The organism is Pseudomonas sp. B22129, assembly GCF_044218875.1.
GTDB lineage: Bacteria > Pseudomonadota > Gammaproteobacteria > Pseudomonadales > Pseudomonadaceae > Aquipseudomonas.
The window spans coordinates 4,833,821-4,856,594 of record NZ_CP162592.1 but is presented as its reverse complement, the minus strand read 5'-3'; the positions used below and the strand labels follow the sequence as shown (position 1 = coordinate 4,856,594).

The window sequence follows — 22,774 nt, the reverse complement described above, 5'->3', positions numbered from 1 at the left end:
TCCCATGTGGCTCCTGGTTCTCGCGTATCTGGGCGGCGTGCTGACAATTGTCAGCCCGTGCATCCTGCCTGTTCTGCCTTTTGTCTTCGCTCGCACCGGGCAGCCGTTTATGCGCAGTGGCTTGCCGCTGTTAGCGGGGATGGCGGTGACATTCGCCCTGGTGGCCTCACTGGCGGCGGTGGGCGGCGGTTGGGTGGTGCAAGTCAATCAGTACGGGCGTTGGCTCGCGTTGCTGTGCGTTGCCCTGTTCGGACTCACGCTGTTGCTGCCGCAACTCTCGGAACGCCTGACGCGGCCGCTGGTGGCCGCCGGCAGTCGTCTGTCGGAAGCCGCCGGGGCCGATGCCAAACCCCGTCCGGGCGCTTCGTTCCTGATCGGCGTGGCCACCGGTTTGCTGTGGGCGCCATGCGCCGGGCCGATTCTCGGTTTGGTGTTGACCGGGGCCGCGCTGCAGGGCGCCAGTATCGGCACTACCTTGCTGTTGCTGGCCTACGCCGCCGGTGCTGCGACCTCCCTGGCCTTGGCGCTGCTGGTCGGCGGTAAAGTCTTTGGTTTCATGAAAAAATCCCTCGGTGCCGGTGAATGGCTGCGCCGTGGCTTGGGCGCGTTGATGCTGGCCGGTGTAGCCGCCATCGCGTTGGGTCTGGACACCGGTGTGTTGTCGCGCTTGTCCACCGCATCCACGGGCGGCCTGGAGCAAAGCCTGGTCGATCACCTGAACGCCAAGCCTGAACAGAAGGGCAGTGCAATGATGGCCGGCGGCGCGATGATGGCGGCGGCGGACCACGGCAATTCGCTGCCGATCGAAGGCGCGTTGCCGCCGCTGGATGGCGCGGTGCAATGGCTCAACAGCCCGCCACTGACGGCCGAGGGCTTGAAAGGCAAAGTGGTGCTGGTGGATTTCTGGACCTACTCCTGCATCAACTGCCTGCGCACCTTGCCCTATGTGAAAGCCTGGGCCGAGAAGTACCACGACCAGGGCCTGGTGGTGATTGGCGTGCACGCCCCGGAATTCGCGTTTGAACGCGATGTGAACAACGTCACCAAGGCCATGAAGGATTTGGGCATCACCTATCCGGTGGCCATCGACAACAACTACAAAATCTGGCGCGCCTTCAACAACCAGTATTGGCCGGCGCATTACTTTGCCGATGCCAAGGGCCAGATTCGTTACCACCACTTTGGCGAGGGCGACTACGCCGAGTCGGAGCGGGTGATCCAGCAGCTGTTGCGCGAAGCCGGCGCGAAAAACGTCGCAGGCGGCCTGATCGAAGCCGATGCCAAGGGCGTGCAGCAGGCGCCGGACAGCAATGAAGTGCAATCGCCGGAAACCTACCTGGGCTTCCAGCGCGCCGAGAACTTCGTGACCACCGGCACCCTGGCTACCGACAAGGTGGTGAACTACCCGGTGGCGGGCAAGCTGGCCCTGAACAACTGGACCCTGGAAGGCCAATGGAACGTCGGTGGCCAGCAAGCCACCCTCGACCAGGCGGGCGGGCGCATCGTCTACCGCTTCCATGCCCGTGACCTGCACCTGGTGCTGGGCCCGGGCGCCGATGGCAAGCCGGTGCGCTTCAAAGTCAGCATCGACGGCCAGGCCCCAGGCGACGCCCACGGTACCGACGTGGCGCCGGATGGCAGCGGCACGGTGACCGAGCAGCGTTTGTATCAGCTGGTTCGTCAGCCAGGTGCCGTGCAGGACCGGACCTTCAGCATTGAATTTCTGGACCCGAACGTATCGGCGTATGCCTTCACTTTCGGCTAACCAAATTTAAAGTAAACCCCAATCCCCTGTGGGAGCGGGCTTGCTCGCGAATGCGGCAGATCAGCCAATACATCTGTGACTGTCAGACCGCTTTCGCGAGCAAGCCCGCTCCCACATTTCTGACCCTGTTTACTCAGAGGTTCTGGAGTGACTGTGATGAAATTACTCAAGTTTGTACCTGTGCTCGCCTTTGCCGCTTTTGTCGGCCAAAGCTCGGCGTTCTCCTTCGGTGGTGCTGAAGACGCGGTGATGATCGCGCCGCCGGCATTCGACCTGCCGGCCGAGGCCGGTAACCTGCAAACGGCGGTCTTTGCCGGCGGTTGCTTCTGGGGCGTGCAGGGCGTTTTTCAACACGTCCAAGGCGTGAAAAACGCCGTGTCCGGCTACGACGGCGGTGCAGCAGGCACCGCGCAGTATGAGTCCGTCAGCGAAGGCGATACCGGCCACGCCGAGTCGGTGTCGGTGACCTACGACCCGAGCAAGGTCAGCTACGGCAAGCTGTTGCAGATTTACTTCTCGGTGGCGCACAACCCCACCGAGCTGAACCGTCAAGGCCCGGACAGCGGCACCCAGTACCGCTCGGAAATCTTTGCGCAGAATGCCGAGCAGCAGAAAGTCGCCCAGGCGTACATCGCGCAGCTGGATGCGGCCAAGGCGTTCGACAAGCCGATCGTGACCAAGGTCGAAATGGGCAAGGCGTTCTACCCGGCGGAGTCCTACCACCAGGACTTCCTGACCGAGAACCCGTCTTACCCCTACATCGTGATCAACGACCTGCCGAAAGTGGCGCAGCTTAAAAAGCTGTTCCCGGACCAATACCGTGCCGAGCCGGTGCTGGTGAAAAACCAATAACCACCCCAAAACCACTGTGTGGGAGCGGGCTTGCTCGCGAAAGCGGTGGGTCAGATACATATGAATTGACTGACCCACCGCTTTCGCGAGCAAGCCCGCTCCCACAGTGGTCCTGTGTCAGGCTTGGGATTTGGCCTTGGCCAGGTACGGCGCCAGGCGTCGGCCCATTTCCTCCCCCAAAGCCTGTAACCCGCTCAACGGGCGGACCATCACTTCAAATTCGATGATTTGCCCTTGTTCGTTGAAACGAATCAGGTCGATGCCCTTAAGCTGCTTGTCGCCCACCCGTGCGCTGAACTCCAGCACCACGCTCAGGCCATCGCCCGTCGCCAGTTCACGGTGATAGGCAAAGTCTTCAAACACAGTGATCACGGTATTGAGGATCATCGACACCACGGGCGCGCCAGGGTAGGGCGTGTGGGCCATGGGCGAGCGGAATACGGCGTCGGGTGCCAGCAGTTCGGGCAGGGCTTTGAGATCGCGGTTGGCCAACATCGCGTGCCAACGTTGCAGGGTATGGGCGGCGGCCGGGGCCAAGGTTAACTCGGACATGCTCTGTACCTGTTCTTATGAGGGGAAGGCATTTCACCTGCCCAACATAAGAGCGGTACAGAAGAGGGGTCAATCACCCGAAATGACAGATAAGTGACTGCAATGCACTCACACCATTTCCAGGTACGAGCTGTGAATCGCCCGCGCCAGCTCACGCACGGTGTCGATGAAGTCCGTGAGGCGGCTGTGTAAACCGTCTTCGAGGATTTCGTCGATGCCCGTGTAGCGCAACCGCGCTTCGAACTCGGCCGCCAGGCGCTGCGCCGTGCGGCCATAACTGCCGGGCAAGTCCGCGAGGATATGGCTCAGTTCCTCAATGCACGCGTGCAGCGAACGCGGTACGTCACTGCGCAACAGCAGCAGTTCGGACACGGAACGGGCATTCAGCGCATTCGGGTACAGCTCGGTATACGCCTCGAACGATGACAGCGCACGCAGCAGGGCGCTCCACTGGTAGTAACCACGGGCGGACAAGTCGCTGACTTCTTCGGACTCTTCGCCGAACATCTCGTAGCGCGCATCCAGCAGGCGCAACGTGTTATCCGCGCGCTCGACAAAGGTGCCCAGGCGAATGAACCGGTAGGCGTCATTGCGCATGATGGTGCCCGAGGTCGCGCCCCGGAACAGGTGCGAACGCTGCTTGACCCAGTCACAGAAGTGGCTGATGCCATGCCGCGCCAGGCCGCCGGCGGCGATGCTGCGCATTTCCAGCCAGGTGGCGTTGAGGTTTTCCCACATGTCGGCGGTGATGCGCCCGCGTACCGCGTGGGCATTGCCACGGGCGGCGCGCAGGCAGTTGTAGATGCTGGCCGGGTTTTCTTCGTCGAGGGCGAAGAAGTGCAGCATGCGCTCGGCGTCCAGTTGCTTGTGGCGTTCGAGGTAACTGTCCAGGGTGCCGCTGCTGAGCAACGACATGGCCAGTTCGTCCAGCCCATCGCTGCGCCCGGCCTGGGGCATCAACGACAGCGAATAACTGACTTCCAGCATGCGCGCCAGGTTCTCGGCACGCTCCAGGTAACGGGACATCCAGTACAGATCTGCGGCGGTTCTACTCAACATACTCAGCCCTCCACCACCCAGGTGTCCTTGGTTCCGCCGCCTTGCGACGAGTTGACGATCAACGAGCCTTCCTTCAATGCCACGCGGGTCAGGCCGCCGGGCACCAGGCGGGTTTCCTTGCCGGAAAGCACGAAAGGCCGCAGGTCGATATGCCGTGGCGCGATGCCGTTTTCGACAAAGGTGGGGCAGGTGGACAGGCTCAGGGTCGGTTGGGCGATGTAGGCGTGAGGCCGCGCCTTGATGCGTTGGCGGAAGTCCTCGATTTCAGCAGCGGTCGAAGCCGGGCCGACCAGCATGCCGTAGCCGCCGGAGCCCTGGGTTTCCTTGACCACCAGTTCCGGCAGGTGCGCCAGCACGTGGGACAGTTCGTCAGGCTTGCGGCACTGGAAGGTCGGCACGTTTTGCAGCACCGGTTCTTCGTCGAGGTAGAAGCGGATCATTTCCGGTACGTAAGGGTAGATGGATTTGTCATCCGCCACGCCGGTGCCGATGGCATTGGCCAGTACCACATTGCCGGCGCAGTACGCGGCAACCAGGCCAGGCACGCCGAGCATGGAGTCGGGGTTGAAGGCTTTGGGGTCGAGGAAGGCGTCGTCGATACGCCGGTAAATCACGTCCACCGGCTTGGGGCCGTCAGTGGTACGCATGAACACTTTGAGGTCGTGCACAAACAGGTCCGCGCCTTCCACCAGTTCCACGCCCATCTCCCGGGCGAGGAACGCGTGTTCGAAGAATGCACTGTTGAAGCGGCCCGGGGTCAGCACCACCACATTCGGGTTGTCGAGGCGGCTTGAGCTTTTCAGGGTCTTGAGCAGCAGGTTGGCGTAGTGGTCCACCGGCGCGATGCGCTGTTTGGCGAACACTTCGGGGAACAGGCGCATCATCATTTTGCGGTCTTCGAGCATGTAGCTCACGCCGCTGGGGGTGCGCAGGTTGTCTTCGAGCACGTAATAGGTGCCGTCGCCGTCGCGCACCAGGTCCACACCCGAGATATGCGAGTAAATATCGCGGTGCAGGTCCAGGCCGACCATCGCCTTCTGGTAACCCTCGTTGCCCAGCACTTGGTCGGCGGGAATGATCCCGGCCTTGATGATGCGCTGGTCGTGGTAGATGTCGGCGAGAAACATGTTCAGTGCATTCACGCGCTGGATGCAGCCGCGTTCGATCACGGCCCACTCACTGGCGGGGATGCTGCGCGGGATGATGTCGAAGGGGATCAGGCGCTCGGTGTCCTGTTCGTCGCCATAGAGGGTGAAGGTGATCCCGGCGCGGTGGAACAGCAAATCGGCTTCGCGGCGCCGTTGCGCCAGCAGTTCCGGCGGCGTGTTGGCCAGCCAGCGGGAGAAATCCTGATAATGCGCACGGCATGCGCCGTCTGCGTCATTCATTTCATCAAAGAAAGATCGAGCCATTCCAGTACCTTGTCAGTGCCTGCATTGCTTGGTTGGCAGCTTGCTTGGGTGGCACTGCCGCAAAAAACGCATTTTTTTATGAGCCCGTGGCGCAGGGTGCCACTGGGGCTGGTCCTTACTTTCTTATGGGGTCGGCTCTGGGTCGGGGGGTAACGAATGCTCCTGTTTGCGGGCAGATGAATGGATAAAGCAATGGTTGTGCCGGAATGCTTGTGGCTGCGCAATTCCCTGTGGCGAGGGGGCTTGCAAGGGCAACGGAGGGCTCACCGTGGCGAGCATGCCCGCTCCCCACAAGTGCAGGCAGTGTTCCAGATTGGTGCATGAACAAACTTGAACTTCATTCAGGCCATGTTCTTCTAACGGAATTCGAACCTGTGTGGAGCATTGCCGTGCCCAGAATCATTTCACCCAACACCCCCGAAGCGGCGCTGACCGACCACAGCGAACACAACGCCAAGATCTTCGGCTCGCCCAAGGACCGCCTCGACTTCTATCGCCGTGAGATCCAGTACGAGACCAGCATTCTGGCGAACCGCACCGACGCCTACCTCACCGCACAGTCCTTTCTGGTGATCGCGTTTGTCTCTGGCATGGGCAACCTCAACCCCGAGTGGGGCAAGCTGTTTACCCTGGTGGTGCCGGTGTTCCTGGTCATGCTCGGCATCCTCAGTTCGTTGAATGCGTGGCCGGGCATCCGCGCGGCTTATGAAATCATCGACCACTGGCACTACAAACAGAGCGAACTGCTGCGCAGCGAGCCGGTGATGGGCTTGGCGTACGACGATTCCCCGCTGTTCTGTGAAACCGAGTCATCCCACAAGGGCTATCGCAAGTCGCTGCTGTTTTCCATGCGCGCGCCGTGGCTGTTCATGGTGTTTTGGCTGTTGCTGGGGGCGTATGCGTTTTATATCCAGGTGGATAACCCCGGTTCTTGAACAGTTGGAACTTCCGGGCGCTGAGCGCGACCTTAACTTCAGGCAGCTGTATTTTTCTGACGCTGCGAGGAGGTAAACCATGAGCAAAAGCAATCAACCCGCCACCGGAGCCGACGCGCCTAAAGATCCCCAACCCGTCAAGGACCCGAAGGCACGGGAAAACGACTACAGTCCTGACTTCAAGCCTGAGCGCGAGCCCAAGCCTGAAACCGATGCCGATATCGATACCCAAGGCGGTTAGAGGAGACGGTCATGTCAGACGAACGTGAGGAAACGCTGGACGAGGAACTCAACGACCCGGGCAATGAAGACCCCGGCTCGCTGATGGATGATGCCGAGGTGCCGCTCAATGATCTGGATGAGGCGGCGGATGTGGGCAACACCGAGCGTCAGGACTGACCTGGCGCCTTGCTTTACGCCTGAGCCTGAGCTGCACGCAGGCGAATCAACTCCACCAGCTGACGCAGCCCCGGTTGTGACTGGCGGCGGCTGGGGTAGTACATGCACAGCGGGGCACCCACACAGGCCCAATCGGGCAACACCTCAATCAGGCGTCCGTCCGCAAGCTCTTGTTGCACGCGGTTCTGCAGGCAGTAGGCGATGCCCACGCCTTGCAGCGCCGCGTCGACGATGGTCTGGGTGTCCGCCGCGCTGAAATGGCCGGGCACATCAATACGTTGTTGGCGGGCGCCGTTACCCAATTCCCATTTGTAAGTGGTTTTATCGCCCAGGTACATGCGTACACAGGCGTGCTGCAGCAGGTCTGCAGGTACTTTCGGCGTGCCGGCACTGTCCAGATAGGACGGGGAGGCGACCATGATCCAGCGCAACTCACCCGTCAGTGGCACGGCCACCATGTCCTGGGGCACGGTGGCGCCATAGCGGATACCGGCGTCGTAGCCTTCAGCGACGATATCGATCATGCGGTCTTCGACCATCACATCCAGGCGCAATTGCGGGTAGGCGCGGGTGAACTCCCCCAGAATCGGCGAGACCAGCAGAACGGCCGCATCCCTGGGCACATTCAGGCGCAGGCGGCCGATCGGCGCTTCGCGGTGCAGCTCCAGGGTGTCGAGCCCGTCCTGGATCGTGGCGAACCCTTGGGTCAATTTTTCGGCCAGCAGGCTGCCGGCATCAGTGGGCTCCACGGCGCGGCTGGTGCGGTAGAGCAGTTTCACGCCCAAACGGGTTTCCAGGTTGCGCATGGTGTGGCTCAGCGCCGACGTCGTCACCCCCAGTTCATGCGCCGCATGACGGAAGCTGCGCCGGCGGATGATCGCCATGAACACATTCAAATCTGCCAATTCAGAACGGTTGAACGCCGCCATATCAAGCCTCTTTTGTAGGGGTTCGGCTGCACGGGGCGTTGAGCCCTATTCAACCTCGGATGATCTAGAGTAATTGCTTTTCTAAGCAATAGTGTCGGCAGAGGGTTTTTTTTATGAGTATCGAGACGATCCGGATTGCCGGTATCCAAAAAGCGGTTTCGCGGATTGCCCTCGGTACCTGGTCCATGGGCGGTCACCTGTGGGGCGGCGCGGACAGCGAACAGTCGATCAAGACTATTCGCCATGCGTTGAACTGCGGTATCAACTTGATCGACACCGCGCCGGTCTATGGCCTGGGCTTGTCCGAAGAACTGATCGGCAAGGCCCTGCGCGGGGTTCGCCACAGTGCGGTGATCGCGACCAAGGCCGGCCTGCAATGGGACGACGGCACCACGCGGCGCAATGCTACGGCCCAGCGTATCCGCAAGGAAGTTGAAGACTCCCTGGTGCGCCTGGAGACCGATTACATCGATCTTTACCAGATCCACTGGCCCGACCCGCTGGTGGCCCAGGAAGAAACCGCCGAAACCCTTGAGCGCCTGCGCCGTGAGGGCAAGATCCTTGCCGTGGGGGTGAGCAATTACTCCAGTACCCAGATGGACGAATTCAGCGCCCATACGGCATTGGCCACGGTGCAACCGCCTTACAACCTGTTCGAGCGGGCCATCGACAGCGACATTCTGCCGTATGCCCGGCAGCACTCCCTGGTGGTGTTGGCCTATGGCCCACTGTGCCGTGGGTTGTTGACCGGCAGCATGCATTCGGCCACCAGCTTTGCCGGGGATGACGTGCGCAAGCTCGACCCCAAGTTCAGGGCGCCACGTTTCGAGCAATACCTGGCCGCCGTGGCAGCGCTGGACATGTATGCCCGCGAGTGCCACGGCAAGTCGGTGCTGGCGCTGGCCCTGCGCTGGGTGCTGGACCAGGGCCCGACCATTGCCCTGTGGGGCGCGCGCCGGCCGGAGCAATTGAAAGGCTATGAAGAGGCATTTGGCTGGCACCTGAGCGCCGATGACCTGTCCCATATCGACCGTATTTTGGCCAGCACGATAAAAGATCCGATCGGGCCGGAATTTATGGCGCCCGCAAAACGTTAACCCTAGCGACAGGGATGTCAGCGATAAAAATAACTGACATTTCTGTACGTTGAGGTTTTTGCATGAAGCGCGGTGCCGTATTCACAATCAGTGGTGTTTTGCTCTGTGGGCTGTTGTTGGCCGCAGCCTGGAAATGGCGCGGCAACCCCGACGCGCTGTGGCATATCGTCAGCCAGCAATGCGTGCCCGACCAGCAACAACGGCAAAACCCCAGCCCGTGCCTGACGGTGGACCTGGACCGCGGCTACACCTTGTTCAAGGACCAGAACGGCCCGCTGCATGACCTGCTGATTCCGGTGGACAAGGTCAGCGGCATTGAAGACCCGGCCCTCGGCCGGCATTTGCTGCCGCACTACTTTGCCCAAGCCTGGCGGCACCGCAGCATCCTGTCCGAAGGCTTGAAAAGGCCGATTCCGGATCAGTTCGTCTCGGTGGCGATCAATTCCCGTTATGGCCGCTCCGAGAACCAACTGCATGTGCACATCGCTTGCCTGCGCCCGGACGTCTTCACGGCCCTCAATCAGCAAGCCAATACCCTTGATGATCAGTGGCGCCTGCTGCCGACCCGTTTGAAAGGGCACCTGTACGCGGCCCGCATCCTGTCGGCAGCCGACGCCGATGCGCTCGACCCCCTGGAAGTGTTGCGTGAGTACGTCGATGCCCAAGCCGACGTTATGAGCAATTACGGCTTGCTGATGACGCCGCGTGCCGACGGCAGCCTGGTGCTGCTGACCACGCACTTGTCATTGACCGGCCTGAACCTGGGTTCTGCGGGTGAACTGCAGGACTACCGCTGCGACTTGATGAACCAGCTATAAGTTTCCCTCAACCTGATCCGGACTTTCTCCATGCGCTTGACTGTGTTGGCCTCCCTGTTCCTGTGTGCCGGTGTCGCCCATGCGGCGGCCCGTGAAGTCATCCCCATCCACAGCGCCACCATGGCCAATGGTGACCTGCGCTACAGCGTCACCTTGAAAATCGGCAGCACCTCGGTGGAAACCCAGTTCGATACCGGCTCCGTAGGATTGCGCGTATTGCCTGGGGTTTTGAAACCTCAGGATGCCGTGGCGCAAAACACCTCCGCCGGGGTGCAGTACGGCAGTGGCGTGCGTTTGAACGGCAAGCTGGCGCTGGCCAGCGTCAGCCTGGGCAATGCCATGGCGCAAGTGCCGCTGCAATTGGTGGACAGCATCAGTTGCAGTGACGCGCGGCCCAAATGCCCGGCTTCAAAGGTCGGCCCGAAGGACTTCCTCATGGGCGGCAACCCCGAACGGGGCGAAGGCTTCAAGGCGATCATGGGCGTGGGCATGTTGCGCAATGACGCGCCCAACCCGTTAGCGGCCATGGGCGCACGCTGGCTGGTGGTGCTGCCACGGCCCGGGCAGAGCACGGGGCAATTGATCCTTAACCCTACGGCGGCCGAAACACAGGGCTTTCGCACCATCAGCCTGCAGCAGTTTCCGGTGAAACCCGGGGATGCCAGCGCGTACTGGAAGGACCATGGCGTGAGAGGGTGCCTGCAGCGTCTGGACACACACCAACAGGTGTGCGGCGACAGCATTCTGGACACCGGCGCGGCGGGTTTTCATATCTACGCCGATGCCTTGCAGCCCAATTGGCCGGTGGGCACGCCAGCGCATTTCAGCCTGACGATGGCCGACGGCAGCCAGTTGGGGCAGCACTTCAAGGTTGATAATGGCGGCGGGCGCTACGTGCGCTACATCACCGCCCAGGGCCCGCGCAACTTCCACGGCATCAATGCGGGCTTGCTCACCTACTTCGATAACGCAGTGCTGTATGACCAGGCGGCTGGCACGATCGGCCTGAAAGCTCGTTAATTTCCAGGTCGAACCCAGAGCAACGTGTGGGAGCGGGCTTGCTCGCGAATACGGAGTGTCAGTCGACAGATTCATCGGCTGACCCACCGCATTCGCGAGCAAGCCCGCTCCCACATTGGGATGTGATACGGCTGAGAAATTTCATTCACGACCTGTTTGGACGATAAACGACACCCCCTCAAACTTATCCATTGAACGACTGTTCAGTTTGAACTATGTTGACCGCATCCACCCGCTTTCACGAGAGCGGGCTCGCGCTTTTTCTTCTTGAACGAGAGGCTCTGGCATGCGGTTTTCCCCCTTCGTCGAACGAATTGCAGGGCAGGGCGTCGCCGCCTGGGACATCCACCATGCCGCAAGCCAGGGCGAAGACATCATCATCCTCAGCGTTGGCGATCCTGACTTCGCCACGCCAGCCTTCATCACCGACGCCGCCGTCAGTGCCTTGCACGCCGGTGACACGCACTACACGGAAATTCCCGGCCGCCCCTCCCTGCGCGATGCCGTTGCCGCGCGCTACCGCAAAACCCTGGCACGGCCACTGGCCCCCGACAACGTCATCATCGTGCCCGGCGCGCAGAACGCCTTGTTCATCAGCTCGCTGTGCCTGTTGCAAGCCGGTGATGAAGTGTTGGTGCTCGACCCGATGTACGTCACCTATGAAGCCACGCTCAAGGCCAGTGGCGCGACGCTGGTGCGCGTGCCGTGTTCGCCGGAATCAGGTTTTCGCCTCGACGCCGAGTTACTCGCCGCAGCCATCACCCCGCGCACCCGGGCGATTTTCTTTTCCAACCCGAACAACCCGACCGGTGTGGTACTCAACCGGCAAGAGCTGCAAGCCATCGCCGACCTGGCCATCGCGCATAACCTGTGGGTGGTGGTGGATGAGGTTTACGAAAGCCTGGTGTTCGACGGTGACTATCACAGCCTGGCGGCATTGCCCGGTATGGCCGAGCGTTGCATCGTCATTGGCAGCTTGTCCAAATCCCATGCGATGACCGGCTGGCGGATCGGCTGGATTGTTGCCGCGCCCGAAATGATCGTGCACGCCGAAACCCTGGTGCTGAGCATGCTCTATGGCTTGCCCGGTTTCGTGATGGAAGCCGCCACGGCCGCGGTGCTGGCCCATGACGAAGTGACGGTGGGCATGCGTGAAATCTATCGCCGCCGACGTGACCTGGTGGTGGCGGGGCTCGGCGCCTGTCAAGGCATTAAAGTACAGGCGCCGCAGGCGGGAATGTTTGTGCTGGTGGACGTGCGTGGCACCGGTTTGGGCTCGCTGGATTTCGCTTGGCGGTTGTTTCGCGAGGCCGGGGTATCCGTGCTGGATGCGGCCGCCTTCGGTGAGCCCGCCCAGGGGTTTGTGCGGTTGTCCTTTACCTTGGGCGAAGAGCGCTTGGCCGAGGCCTGCCGACGCATCGCTGCATTCGTCGCCAAGCTGGCCGGCGAGCCCCGTGTCGTGGCTGCGGCCACACTCGAAACCGTGCAACCGGTGCAAGCCAGGAAGATGATCGAAGTCATCGACCTGCACAAACGCTTCGGCAATATCGAAGTGCTCAAGGGCATTTCCCTGACGGCCCACGAAGGCGATGTCATTTCACTGATCGGCGCCAGCGGCTCGGGCAAAAGTACCTTGTTGCGCTGCATCAACATGCTAGAAGTGCCCGACCAGGGCAGCATTCAGGTCGACGGTGAAAGCATCAAGCTCAACTACGGCCGCCCCGGCGCGCCACTGGTGGCGGACGCCAAGCAACTGGTACGCATCCGCTCGACCCTGGGCATGGTGTTCCAGAACTTCAACCTGTGGCCCCACCGCACCGTGCTGGAGAACCTCATCGAAGCCCCCACGCAGGTACTGCGTGAAAGCCGCGCCGAAGCCATCGAGCGCGCCGAAGCCTTGCTCGACCGCGTGGGCCTTGCGGCCAAGCGCGACGAATACCCGGCGTTCCTTTCCGGTGGCCAGCAACAGCGCGTGGCGATTGCCCGCGCGCTGGCCATGCGCCCCAAAGTCATGCTGTTCGACGAACCCACCTCGGCGCTCGACCCTGAGCTGGTGGGCGAAGTACTGCGGGTGATCCGCTCGTTGGCCGAGGAAGGCCGCACCATGATCCTGGTGACCCATGAAATGGCATTTGCGCGGGATGTGTCGTCCAAAGTGGCGTTTTTGCACCAAGGCATGATCGAGGAAAGCGGCACGCCGGACTCGGTGTTCATCGACCCACGCAGTGAGCGTTGCCGGCAATTCGTCAACGCGCATCAAACTCGCTAATTCCAAAAAAGACGGGGCACATCATGAAATCCAAACGCATGGCAACGTGGTTGAGCAGTGCAGTGTTGATGGTGGTGGCAGGTTTTACCCAGGCGGCGGAAAAGCCCATCGTGTTTGCGGTGGCAGCGGAACCTTACCCACCGTTCACCGTAAAAGGCGGCAACGGCCAGTGGTCCGGTTTTGAAGTGGACCTGATCCACAAGCTCTGCGAGGGCATGAAAGCCGAATGCCAGATCAAGGAAGTGGCGTGGGACGGGATTATCCCGTCGTTGCTGGCCAAGAAGATCGATGTGATTTTCTCCTCGATGTCGGTCACCGACGAGCGTGAAAAACAGATCGCCTTCAGCCGCGCTTATTACGACTCGTTGCTGGGTGTGGCGGGCCCCAGGGGCGCCACCGTGGACATTACGCCCGAAGGCCTGAAGGGCAAGTTGATCGGCGTGCAGATCTCCACCGTCAGCGCCAACTACCTGAAGAAGTACTACGAAAACATCGCCGATCTTAAATACTACGACACTCAGGAATCGGCCAACGCCGACCTGATTGCCGGGCGTATCGACTACATGATGGCTGACGACACCGCCATTGCGATGATGGTCAAGACCCCGGAAGCCAGCGGCCTGGCCCACATTGCCAGCGTGCCGTATGACCCGATCATCGGCCGTGGCGTCGGCGCCGGGCTGCGCAAGGAAGACACTGCGCTCAAGGCCCGCCTGGACAAAGCCATCGGTGAGTTGCTGGTGAGCAAAGATTACGACGACCTGTCCCAACACTACTTTGGCCTGTCGGTCAGCCCCTGCAAACGCGGCGACACCCCGGCGTTCGTCAGCAAGACCTGTGACAGCCCTTACCAGCAAATCGCCCAGAAGAGCGAATAATGCTCGAGCTCTTAAGCTTCGACGAACAAGGGTGGGGCAACGCGCTGCTCAAAGGGTTATGGATGACCCTGCAAATTTCCGCCGGTTCTTTCGCGGTGGGCTTGCTGATCGGCCTGGTGGTGGCCTGCGCCAAACTGAGTGCGCCACGGCCCATTGCGATGCTGATGCGCGGCTACACCACGGTGTTTCGCGCAGTGCCGGAATTGCTGCTGATCCTGTTGCTGTATTACGCCGGCTCCATGGGCCTCAATGCGTTGATGCTGTGGCTGGGGTTCGAGCAGGTGAATATCAGCGGGCCGCTGGTGGCGATCCTGGTATTGGGGCTGGTGCAGGGCGCGTATGCCTCGGAGATTTTCCGCGCGGCGATCCTCGCGATACCCCACGGCCAGATTGAAGCCGCACGCGCGTTTGGCTTGAGCGGGTTCGGCCTGTTCCGCCGCGTGACGTTGCCGATCATGGCGCCGTACGCGCTGGCGGGTATGTCGAACCTGTGGATCAACCTGATCAAGGACAGCGCGCTGATAAGCGTGGTCGGCACCAACGAGTTGCTGTACACCGCCAAGCAGGCGGCGGGCTCGACCCGGCAATATCTGCTGTTCTACCTCACGGCCGCCGCCTTGTATTACTTGGTGACGCTGGCTTCCAACTACCTGTCCGGGCGCCTGGAGCGACGTATTCGTCGCTGGATGCCGGTTGTCGAGTGAGGGGCGCATGCCTGATTGGATAAGTTACTACGCCGGGCTGATCGCCAAAGGGCTGCAGACCACCTTGTCGCTGCTGGCCATTTCGGCGGTGCTGGGCTTTGCCCTGGCGGTGCTGGTGGCGTTGGCGCGCCTGTCACGGCGCAAGTGGCTGGCCCGAGGCGCGCTGGCGTATACCAGCGTGTTGCGCGGCACGCCGCTGCTGATCCAGATCTACATTTTCTATTACGGCCTGGGCAGTTTGTTCGCGCAGTTCCCGATGATTCGCGGCAGCGTTGTATGGCCGTTTTTACGCGACGGTTACTGGTACATCGTGTTTGCCTTGGTGCTGTCGGTGGGCGCGTATGTCGGTGAAGTGATTCGCGGCGGCTTGCTTGCGGTGCCCAAGGGCGAGATGGAGGCCGCGTCGGCCTTTGGCATGACGCCGCGCCAGGCCTTGTTGCGCGTGCGTTTGCCGCGGGCGATGCGCCTGTTGCTGCCAACCCTGGCGGGGGAGACGGTGATGCTGCTCAAGTCCACCGCACTGGCCTCGACCATCGCCGTGGTCGACCTGCTCGGCGCGGCCAACGTGGTGCGTGCGCAAACCTTGCAGATCTATCAGCCGTTGCTGTTGGTGGCCGGTGTGTACCTGTGCCTGACGTTCCTGATTGAAGGCGTCTACGCCATTGCCGAACGGCGCGGCACGCCGCTGCGCAGGTCCGCGGGATGAAGCAGGAGCGCGCGCTGCAAGGGATTGCCCTGTGCTCACTGGCCTACGCATTTCTGGCGTTGCAGGACGCGGTGATCAAATGGCTGGTGGCCGATTACTCGGTGTTCACCATCCTGTTCTGGCGCAGCCTGGTGGTGGTCGGTGCCTGTGTGATCGCCGGGCGCATGGGCCTGTTGCGCCGCGCCTGGACGTCGGTCAGCCGCAAGCTGCTGATCATTCGCGGGCTGTTGTCGTTGCTCGCGTGGCTGTTGTATTACACCGCCGCCAAAGACCTGACCCTGGCGGAAATGACCACCTTGTATTTCTCCGCGCCGATCATGGTGACCTTGCTCGCGGCACTGATCCTCAAGGAGCGCGCCAGCCGTGGCCAGTGGGTGTCCTTGATCATCGGCTTTGTCGGCGTGGTGATCGCCTGTCGCCCCAGCAACATGGTCGATCCGTTGCCCATCGCGCTGACGCTGGCCGCCGCGCTGTGCTGGGCGTTTACCTATATCCAGCTGCGCCAGGTCGACCCGACCACCTCGGTACTGGAGCAGATGCTGATCACCAATGTGGTGTTTGTGATTTGCATGGCGGTGACCTTGCCCTGGACCCACACCCCGGCGCCAACCCCGGCGTGGCTGGGCATGTTGGCGGCCGGCTTGGTCGGCGGCATCGGTCAGTTCCTGTTGTTCGCCAGTTTCCGCCGCGCCACCGCCACGTTGCTGGCGCCGTTCGAATACACCGGGTTGATCTGGGCGTTCATCTTGTCGAGCCTGATCTGGGGCACGCGGATGGACACCTCCCTGATCATTGGCGCGGTGCTGATTGCCGTGAGCGGCACGCTGGCGATGCTCAGCGCGCGCCACCCCGAATCACAAGACGTGGTCGGCGCCGAATGCTCCGTGACGCAGCCCTTGTACCCAGCAGCGGCAGATGTGCAACCCGTTGGCGGGGCTGAACGTACCGGGGTTGAGGCACCCCTCGAGCCAGAGCCCGTCGAGCATCGCCGATAGGCCGATGGCGGCCAGGTGGCTGTCGTGAATAACGAGGTTTTCGCTGCGGGCCAGGTCGTCGAGCAGTTGCTGGATCAAAGCCAGGTAGGCGCGGTAGCTGTTCTCGTGGGACCTGTTTACGTGGGGCGAATGGCGGATCAGGCTCCAGAACACCACCCATACGCCCAGCAGGTCGGGGTCCATGACCCTTGGCGAAAACGACGCGCTGAGAAAGGCATCCAGGCGCGCGGCGGCGCCTTCGGCCCTTTCGACCTGCTGCCACAGCGCTGTGGTCAACTCGTCCGCCAGCTTGTGATAGGTCTCGGCAATCAAGGCATCGATGGTGCCGAAGTGATGGTTGAGCAGCCCCACGGACACCCCGGCCTCGGCCGCGATGCGCCGCACGGAAATCCCCGCATGCCCGTCACGGGCGAGGCAGGTGAGGGTGGCGGCAATCAGCAGGTCGCGGCGCTCGTCGAGGCCGGCGCGGCGCAGTTTGGGAAGGTCGGTGCTCACGGGAATGCCTTTGATGGAAAACCGGGACGGTCAGGTTAATTGAACGTGTGTTCAATCTCTAGCGATTAAATGATGAGAGGAGGGCAAGGCATGGCAAAAGACCTTTCGTGGCAGGTGCCCGGCGACGCCGGCAACCCGTTGCACATCGGCGCGTGGCGCTTTGAAGGCAATGGCAGCGGGCCCTCGGTGCACCTGCAAGCCGGTGTGCACGCGGATGAAATCGCCGGCATGCTGGTGCTGCACCAACTGCTGCCGCGCCTGCAGGCCTGCCAGGATCAGGGCCGGCTGCGTGGCAGCGTGACCGTCGTGCCGCAAGCCAACCCGTTCGGCATCGGCCAGTTTCGCCAAGGCAAACTGCTCGGGCGTTTCCACGAAGCCACCGGGCAGAATTTCAACCGCGCCTTCGACCATTCCCTGGCCATGGAGCGCCCGGCCAGCAACCTCGCGCAATGGCAAAAAAGCCTGGTGCAGTTGGCGGCCGATGCCGACCTGGTGCTGGACCTGCACACCGACGACGAAGCCTTGCCCTACCTCTATATCCACCGCAGTTTCTGGCCCGGGCAAGGCCTGGCGCTGGCAGCCGCGTTGAAGGCCGAGGTGGTGATTGTGTGGGACGAGGGCGGCGATGGTTCCTTTGAAGAAACCATCATCAATCACGCCGCACCGCAACTGGCTGCAACGATTGAACTGCGTGGGCAGGCCGACGTGAGCGATGCGCTGGCCCGGCAGGACGCCGATGGCCTGTGGGCGTGGCTGTGCGTCAATGGCGTGATCGATGAAGTGGCCGTGATCGAGGCGTGGCAGGGCGACGTGGTGGACATGGGCTGCATGGAAACCATCCTCGCACCGTGCGCCGGTGTGCTGGTGTTCGAAAAAGGCCTGGGGGATCACGTCGAGCAAGGGCAGCGTTTCGCGCGGATTATCGGACGCCCCGGCGACGCCGCTTCGGAAGTCATCCTGCACGCCGCCCAAACCGGCCGCCTGGTCACCGGCCACCGCGAACGGCTGGTGGCCCAGGGCGCCGTGGTGGCCAAATTCACCGGCACACGGCTATCCGACAGCTACAGCGGCGGTGTGCTGGACCCGTAGCGGCGCCTGCAGCTGCAGCCACTCGCGCGGGCTGGTGCCGATCTTGCGCCGGAATGCACGGGCCAGCGCCGAGGGGCTTTCATAACCCACTTCGTCGGCAATCAAGGCGATGGGCCGGCCTTCGCGCAAACGCTTTTGCGCCAGGCTCACGCGCCAGCTGAGCACGTAGTCGGCGGGCGTCTGGCCGACCACCTTGTGAAAATGTGCGGCAAAACTGGCGCGGGACATGTTCGATTCCATGGCCATTTCCTGCACCGTCCACGGGCGCTCGGGCCTGTTGTGCAGCAGGGTCATGGCGCGCGCCAGGCGCAAATCCGCCAGCCCCGACATCATGCCCGTGGTCATGCTGTGATAGGCCATCATGTGCCGCAGAAACTGGATCACGATCAACTCGAACAACCGGTTCATCACCGCCTCGCGCCCGCAGTGTTCGGCGAAGGCTTCACTGAACAGCCATTCCAGCGTGCCGGCGATCATCGGGACTTGCTCTAGCGGCATGACAATGGAATCAGTGAGCGCCACCGACAACGGATTATCCAGGCCGCCATCAAAGCACAGCGAGGCCGCGACCACCTGTGCGCCATCGGCCTTTTTCGCAACCAGCCGATGGGGCAGGGGGCGGGGCACGAGGATCAGGCTGGGCTCGGGAATCGCCAGCACACCGCCGGGCATCTCCAGGCTGGCTTGACCTTCCTTGAGCACATACACCCGCCCGCGTTGCTGCAGGTCGCGCGTGTCGAGGGCGCCCTGCAGCGGGCCGCTGTGAAAGGTATCGGCGCCAATGCCGAAGTGCACGAGCAACGTGGACAAACGATCCATGAATCACCTGCTGATTAAATACGCTCTGTTTAGACGATCTGCGCCATATCCTCGACTATTAGCCTCCATTTGTAAAATCCACTTCGGCATCATGGCTCCACGTTCAACGCCTTGAGCGCTAACCTGACGGAGCCACTTCCATGAAAGCTTTCACGTTTTCCCGCATTGCCGCCGCCCTCATGACCGGTGCATTGGCCCTGGGTGCAATCACCTCAGCCGCCGCCGACACACAAAAAGCCACCGTGGTGCTGGTGCACGGCGCATTTGCCGACGCCTCCAGCTGGAACGGCGTGATCGCGGGCCTCAAAGCCGAAGGCTACCCGGTCATCGCCGTGGCCAACCCGCTGCGCAGTGTGAAGACCGACTCGGATTACGTCGCTGACATCGTTGAACACACCCAGGGCCCGGTGGTTTTGGTCGGCCACTCCTACGGTGGTTCGGTGATCACCAACGCTGTGCATGGCAGAGACAAGGTCAAGGCGCTGGTCTATGTTGCCGCGTTTGCCCCGGAACAAGGCGAGACCGCGTTTGAACTCTCCGGCCGCTATCCGGGCGGCACTCTGGGGCCGACCCTGGACAAGCCTGTGATTTCCAAAGACGGCGTGACCGACCTGTATATCCAGCAAGACAAGTTCAACAGCCAGTTCGCCGCCGACGTGCCCGCCAAGGAGGCGCAACTGATGGCCGTGGGTCAACGCCCGATTACCGAAGCCGCCCTGAAGGAGCCGTCCGGCGACCCGGCGTGGAAAACCGTACCGTCCTACTTCATATACGGTTCAGCGGACAAAAATATTCCCGAGGCCGCGCTTAAATTCATGGCCGACCGGGCAGGGTCCAAGGAAACCGTGGACGTTAAAGGCGCGTCCCACGTGGTGATGGTGTCCAACCCGGCTCGGGTCGTGGCGATCATCAACGACGCGGCCAAGGCCAATACGCCGTAACTGAATGGACTCTGCTCAAAATGTGGGAGCGGGCTTGCCCGCGATGACGGAATGTCAGCCACTGAAGTGTTGACTGATTCACCGCAATCGCGGGCAAGCCCGCTCCCACATTTTTTATGTGTACGACTACCAACCCAGTGACTTGAACAAACCCGGCACCTTGTCCAGCGTCGGCACAATCGCATCCGGCGTGTAATCCGCCAGCAACGGGCGCCCGGTACCCCGGTCGATCCAGACGCAGCGAAAGCCGATATCCCGCGCGGCGGCATGATCCAGGTGCGGGCTGGCGCAAATATGCACCACCTGGTCCAGGCTCACGCCCAACTGCTCATGGGCATGATCGAACAAGCGCCGGTCGGGTTTGTAGGCCCCGGCCTGTTGCGCGGTGATCACTCGATCGATATGGCCGCCCAGTTGCGCGACATTGCCGGCGATCACGTCATCGTCGGTGTTGGAGACAATGCACAGGTTGTAACCCATTTCCTTTAGCTGCTTGAGCGTGCCGACCACTTCAGGGAACGGTGGCATGGCGCTGATGCTGTCCGTCAGGATCGCAGCGTCGTGTTCGTCGGCCGGCAGGCCGAGTTCTTTCAGCGCCTGTTGCAAGCCTAAACCGGCCAGGGTGCGAAAGCTGCGATGGGGCGGGGTTTGTTCCAGCGCGTGTTCGTGGTGGTCGTAGACGCTGATCAGGGTTTCGCGGTCCACCTGATGCTCGCCTTTTTCTCCAAGAATGCGGTCCACCGCCGCGCGCAGGCCTTCGTCCCATTGGATCAGCGTGCCGTAGCAATCGAAGGTCAGCCACAGCGGGCGAGGGGAGTTATCAAGCGACATGGGGCACCTGCAGGCGATAGTGAGCGACACAGAGAGCATAGGAAGCCTGGCTGTTAGTTGGAAATTAAATTAATCTCTTTTGCACAGTTGAATTATCGATAAGAAGGCCGCCACCATGTTTGATCTTGAACTGCTGCAAACCCTGGTCTGCGTGGTGGACGAAGGCAGCTTCACCCGCGCTGCCGAGCGTGTGCACCGCACCCAATCCACCGTGAGCCAACAGATTCGCAAGCTCGAAGAGAGCGTGGGCCAGGTGTTGCTGGTACGTGATCGCTCCGGCCAACAGGTCAGCCCCACCGAACACGGCGAACTGCTGACCCACTACGCGCGCCGCCTGCTGAACCTGTCCCGGGAAGCGCGCGATGCCTTGAACAATGAGGCCAGCGTGGTACCTGTGCGCCTGGGCGTGCCGGAGGATTTCGACGCAACCCGCATGGCCTCCATGCTGTCCGGGTTCGTGCGCGCCCGGCCTGAAGCGCGGCTGGAAACGGTCAGTGGCATGAGCACCGACCTGCGGCGGCAGCTGGAAAGCGGCGAGATCGACATCGCCCTGATCAAGCGCGAAGCCGGCAGCGGCGAATGCCATGCCAGCTGGCCGGAGCCGTTGGTGTGGGTGTGTGGTGAACACCAGGATCTACGCGTGGAAACCCTGCCATTGGCGTTGTTCCCCCAGGGCTGCATCTACCGTCAGCGCGCCATTCGTACGCTGGACAAGGCCCGGCGCAGTTGGCGCGTGGCGTTTGGCAGCCATAGCCTCACGGGCATTCAGGCGGCGGTCACCTCCGGCCTGGGCATCAGTATCCTGCCCAAAAGTGCTGTGCTGCCAAGCCACCGTATCTGCATGGAGTTGCCGCCGGTGCCGCCCTCGGAGTTGGCGCTGGTCAGCGGCACAAACCGGTTGAACGCGACCCATCATGGGTTGATCGAGTGCCTGCGCGAGGACATCTCACGGCCCTTGCAAACGCTCCAGTAACAAACGTTCCAGGGTGTCCACGGGCAAGGGGCGGCTGAACAGATAGCCCTGGATCTGATCGCAGCCGGCGTCCTTCAAAAACGCCAGCTGCGCCTGGGTTTCGACGCCTTCGGCCACCGCGCGCAGCTTGAGGCTGTGGGCCAGCTCGATGATGGTGCGGGTGATCGCCGCGTCCTGGGGGTTGCTGGTGACTTCGCGGATAAACGCGATATCGATTTTCAGCGTGTCGATGGGAAAACGCCGCAGGTAGGCCAGGCTCGAATAGCCGGTGCCGAAGTCGTCGATGGAGATTTTCACGCCCATGGCGTGCAGCCGCTGCAAGCTGGCGATGGTGTGTTGGGTGTTTTCCATCAGCGAACTTTCGGTCAGTTCAACCTCCAGCCAATGGGGGTCCACCCCGGTCTGCGCGAGGATGCGCGAAATATCCGAGATCAGGTCGCCCTCAATCAATTGATGGCCGGAAACGTTCACCGAGACTTCAACGGCACCGATTGCACCGCGCTGCCACTCGGCGATCTGTTGGCACACGGTGTCGATGACCCAGCGGCCCACCTCGACAATCAGCCCCAGGCTCTCCAGCACCGGCACGAACACGGCGGGAGACACTGCGCCGTAGCCCGGGCGTTCCCAGCGCAGCAAGGCCTCAAGGGCACAGATCTGGCCGTTCGCGAGTTCAATCTTGGGCTGGTAATGCACGGTGAAGTCACCCTGTTGCACGGCCAGGCGCAGGGCCGTTTCCAGGTCCTGGCGGGCCAGGTCATGCACGTTCATGCCGGCCACTGCGCCGGTCTGCCGTTGCAGTTGTTGCTCCAGCATCAGGCTGTGTTTTTTCAACTGGTCGCCGCGCGCCTTCAGCCTGAGCAGGTTGCGCACGCGCAGCCACAACTCCACACGCTCCACCGGTTTGCTGATGAATTCCTCGGCGCCGGTTTCCAGCCCGTTGACGCGCGCGCCGGGCTCGCTGAGCGCCGAGAGCATGATGATCGGAATGTTCGCCGTGTTTTCATCGTTTTTCAGTCGGCTGGCGACTTCGTAGCCGTCCATGCCCGGCATCATGATATCCAGCAGAATCAAGTCCGGTGGCTGTTGCGCCACCAGTTGCAGGGCTTCTTCGCCGCTGCTCGCACACAGGGTCTGGTAGCCCTCGTGCTGCAGCAAGGTTTCCAGCAGTTTGCGAACCTGGGGTTCGTCATCAACGATCAACAGCATTGCGGGTTGGCTGGCCATGGAGAGGAC

At 61.9% G+C, this 22,774-nt stretch carries 23 protein-coding genes and 1 pseudogene; 16 read left to right on the top strand and 8 right to left on the bottom strand.

Features of this window, described 5'->3' with window-relative positions; translation table 11 throughout:
* Positions 1-4 precede the first annotated feature (4 nt).
* Together AB4P94_RS22425 and msrA are read left to right on the top strand one after the other, a co-directional pair.
* Positions 5-1,765 carry a cytochrome c biogenesis protein DipZ gene (locus tag AB4P94_RS22425; RefSeq protein WP_395607510.1) on the top strand — a complete coding sequence of 587 codons (1,761 nt, stop codon included), beginning with the start codon at positions 5-7 and terminating at the stop codon, positions 1,763-1,765.
* 156 nt (positions 1,766-1,921) lie between these two features.
* Positions 1,922-2,617, top strand: a complete 696-nt coding sequence (gene msrA / locus AB4P94_RS22420; protein ID WP_395607509.1) for a peptide-methionine (S)-S-oxide reductase MsrA — start codon at positions 1,922-1,924, stop codon at positions 2,615-2,617.
* Positions 2,618-2,734: 117 nt separating this feature from the next.
* Here the strand turns inward: msrA and AB4P94_RS22415 are convergent, their stop codons facing one another.
* The 3 genes from AB4P94_RS22415 to AB4P94_RS22405 form a co-directional block, all read right to left on the bottom strand.
* On the bottom strand, positions 2,735-3,169 hold the full coding sequence (locus AB4P94_RS22415) for a nuclear transport factor 2 family protein (RefSeq protein WP_395607508.1): 435 nt from the start codon (positions 3,167-3,169) through the stop codon (positions 2,735-2,737).
* A 108-nt stretch (positions 3,170-3,277) separates the two neighbouring features.
* Positions 3,278-4,228, bottom strand: a complete 951-nt coding sequence (locus AB4P94_RS22410) for an alpha-E domain-containing protein (protein WP_395607507.1) — start codon at positions 4,226-4,228, stop codon at positions 3,278-3,280.
* Between the two features lie 2 nt (positions 4,229-4,230).
* Entirely contained in the window at positions 4,231-5,640 is a 1,410-nt protein-coding gene (locus AB4P94_RS22405; RefSeq protein WP_395607506.1) for a circularly permuted type 2 ATP-grasp protein, read from the bottom strand.
* Between the two features lie 389 nt (positions 5,641-6,029).
* Here AB4P94_RS22405 and AB4P94_RS22400 point away from each other — a divergent pair, with 389 nt between their 5' ends.
* The 3 genes from AB4P94_RS22400 (at position 6,030) to AB4P94_RS22390 (ending at position 6,974) form a co-directional block, all read left to right on the top strand.
* On the top strand, positions 6,030-6,575 hold the full coding sequence (locus AB4P94_RS22400) for a hypothetical protein (RefSeq protein ID WP_395607505.1): 546 nt from the start codon (positions 6,030-6,032) through the stop codon (positions 6,573-6,575).
* 79 nt (positions 6,576-6,654) lie between these two features.
* Positions 6,655-6,816: a hypothetical protein gene (locus AB4P94_RS22395; RefSeq protein ID WP_395611415.1), complete on the top strand. Its 162-nt coding sequence runs from the start codon at positions 6,655-6,657 to the stop codon at positions 6,814-6,816.
* Between the two features lie 11 nt (positions 6,817-6,827).
* A complete protein-coding gene (locus AB4P94_RS22390) occupies positions 6,828-6,974 on the top strand; it encodes a hypothetical protein (RefSeq protein ID WP_395607504.1) in 147 nt (48 codons plus the stop codon).
* A 14-nt stretch (positions 6,975-6,988) separates the two neighbouring features.
* Here AB4P94_RS22390 and AB4P94_RS22385 read toward each other — a convergent pair whose 3' ends face one another.
* Positions 6,989-7,903 (bottom strand): LysR family transcriptional regulator, encoded by a 915-nt coding sequence (locus AB4P94_RS22385; protein ID WP_395607503.1) that lies wholly within the window; start codon positions 7,901-7,903, stop codon positions 6,989-6,991.
* A gap of 113 nt (positions 7,904-8,016) precedes the next feature.
* On the opposite strand from AB4P94_RS22385, the gene AB4P94_RS22380 reads away from it, so the two are divergent.
* From AB4P94_RS22380 to AB4P94_RS22345, 8 genes are all read left to right on the top strand, one after another.
* Entirely contained in the window at positions 8,017-9,000 is a 984-nt protein-coding gene (locus AB4P94_RS22380; protein ID WP_395607502.1) for an aldo/keto reductase, read from the top strand.
* A 62-nt stretch (positions 9,001-9,062) separates the two neighbouring features.
* Positions 9,063-9,818, top strand: a complete 756-nt coding sequence (locus tag AB4P94_RS22375; protein WP_395607501.1) for a CDP-diacylglycerol diphosphatase — start codon at positions 9,063-9,065, stop codon at positions 9,816-9,818.
* Between the two features lie 30 nt (positions 9,819-9,848).
* Positions 9,849-10,838 carry a DUF3443 family protein gene (locus AB4P94_RS22370; RefSeq protein WP_395607500.1) on the top strand — a complete coding sequence of 330 codons (990 nt, stop codon included), beginning with the start codon at positions 9,849-9,851 and terminating at the stop codon, positions 10,836-10,838.
* 286 nt (positions 10,839-11,124) lie between these two features.
* Positions 11,125-13,107, top strand: coding sequence for an aminotransferase class I/II-fold pyridoxal phosphate-dependent enzyme (locus tag AB4P94_RS22365; protein WP_395607499.1), 1,983 nt, complete (start codon positions 11,125-11,127; stop codon positions 13,105-13,107).
* Between the two features lie 23 nt (positions 13,108-13,130).
* On the top strand, positions 13,131-13,985 hold the full coding sequence (locus AB4P94_RS22360) for a transporter substrate-binding domain-containing protein (protein ID WP_395607498.1): 855 nt from the start codon (positions 13,131-13,133) through the stop codon (positions 13,983-13,985).
* Entirely contained in the window at positions 13,985-14,689 is a 705-nt protein-coding gene (locus AB4P94_RS22355; RefSeq protein WP_395607497.1) for an ABC transporter permease, read from the top strand. The genes AB4P94_RS22360 and AB4P94_RS22355 overlap by 1 nt, the downstream gene beginning before the upstream one ends.
* Before the next feature lie 7 nt (positions 14,690-14,696).
* The gene (locus AB4P94_RS22350; protein WP_395607496.1) at positions 14,697-15,395 is read left to right on the top strand and encodes an ABC transporter permease; all 699 of its coding nucleotides are present in this window, start codon (positions 14,697-14,699) and stop codon (positions 15,393-15,395) included.
* On the top strand, positions 15,392-16,390 hold the full coding sequence (locus AB4P94_RS22345) for a DMT family transporter (RefSeq protein ID WP_395607495.1): 999 nt from the start codon (positions 15,392-15,394) through the stop codon (positions 16,388-16,390). Before AB4P94_RS22350 ends, AB4P94_RS22345 begins: the two co-directional genes overlap by 4 nt.
* Here AB4P94_RS22345 and AB4P94_RS22340 read toward each other — a convergent pair.
* Positions 16,346-16,774: pseudogene (locus tag AB4P94_RS22340) on the bottom strand (TetR family transcriptional regulator C-terminal domain-containing protein); the annotation flags it as partial. The gene AB4P94_RS22345 and the pseudogene AB4P94_RS22340 sit on opposite strands and share 45 nt — an antisense overlap.
* 201 nt (positions 16,775-16,975) lie before the next feature.
* Here AB4P94_RS22340 and AB4P94_RS22335 point away from each other — a divergent pair.
* Positions 16,976-17,974 carry a succinylglutamate desuccinylase/aspartoacylase family protein gene (locus AB4P94_RS22335; RefSeq protein WP_395607494.1) on the top strand — a complete coding sequence of 333 codons (999 nt, stop codon included), beginning with the start codon at positions 16,976-16,978 and terminating at the stop codon, positions 17,972-17,974.
* Here the strand turns inward: AB4P94_RS22335 and AB4P94_RS22330 are convergent.
* Positions 17,936-18,793, bottom strand: coding sequence for a cupin domain-containing protein (locus AB4P94_RS22330; RefSeq protein ID WP_395607493.1), 858 nt, complete (start codon positions 18,791-18,793; stop codon positions 17,936-17,938). The two genes, AB4P94_RS22335 and AB4P94_RS22330, sit on opposite strands and share 39 nt — an antisense overlap.
* 140 nt (positions 18,794-18,933) lie before the next feature.
* Here AB4P94_RS22330 and AB4P94_RS22325 point away from each other — a divergent pair, with 140 nt between their 5' ends.
* On the top strand, positions 18,934-19,734 hold the full coding sequence (locus tag AB4P94_RS22325; RefSeq protein ID WP_395607492.1) for an alpha/beta fold hydrolase: 801 nt from the start codon (positions 18,934-18,936) through the stop codon (positions 19,732-19,734).
* A gap of 126 nt (positions 19,735-19,860) precedes the next feature.
* Here AB4P94_RS22325 and AB4P94_RS22320 read toward each other — a convergent pair whose 3' ends face one another.
* Positions 19,861-20,565, bottom strand: coding sequence for a haloacid dehalogenase type II (locus tag AB4P94_RS22320; protein ID WP_395607491.1), 705 nt, complete (start codon positions 20,563-20,565; stop codon positions 19,861-19,863).
* Between the two features lie 115 nt (positions 20,566-20,680).
* On the opposite strand from AB4P94_RS22320, the gene AB4P94_RS22315 reads away from it, so the two are divergent.
* Positions 20,681-21,538, top strand: coding sequence for a LysR family transcriptional regulator (locus AB4P94_RS22315; protein ID WP_395607490.1), 858 nt, complete (start codon positions 20,681-20,683; stop codon positions 21,536-21,538).
* Here the strand turns inward: AB4P94_RS22315 and AB4P94_RS22310 are convergent.
* Positions 21,512-22,765 (bottom strand): EAL domain-containing protein, encoded by a 1,254-nt coding sequence (locus AB4P94_RS22310; RefSeq protein ID WP_395607489.1) that lies wholly within the window; start codon positions 22,763-22,765, stop codon positions 21,512-21,514. The genes AB4P94_RS22315 and AB4P94_RS22310 overlap by 27 nt on opposite strands.
* Positions 22,766-22,774: the final 9 nt, after the last annotated feature.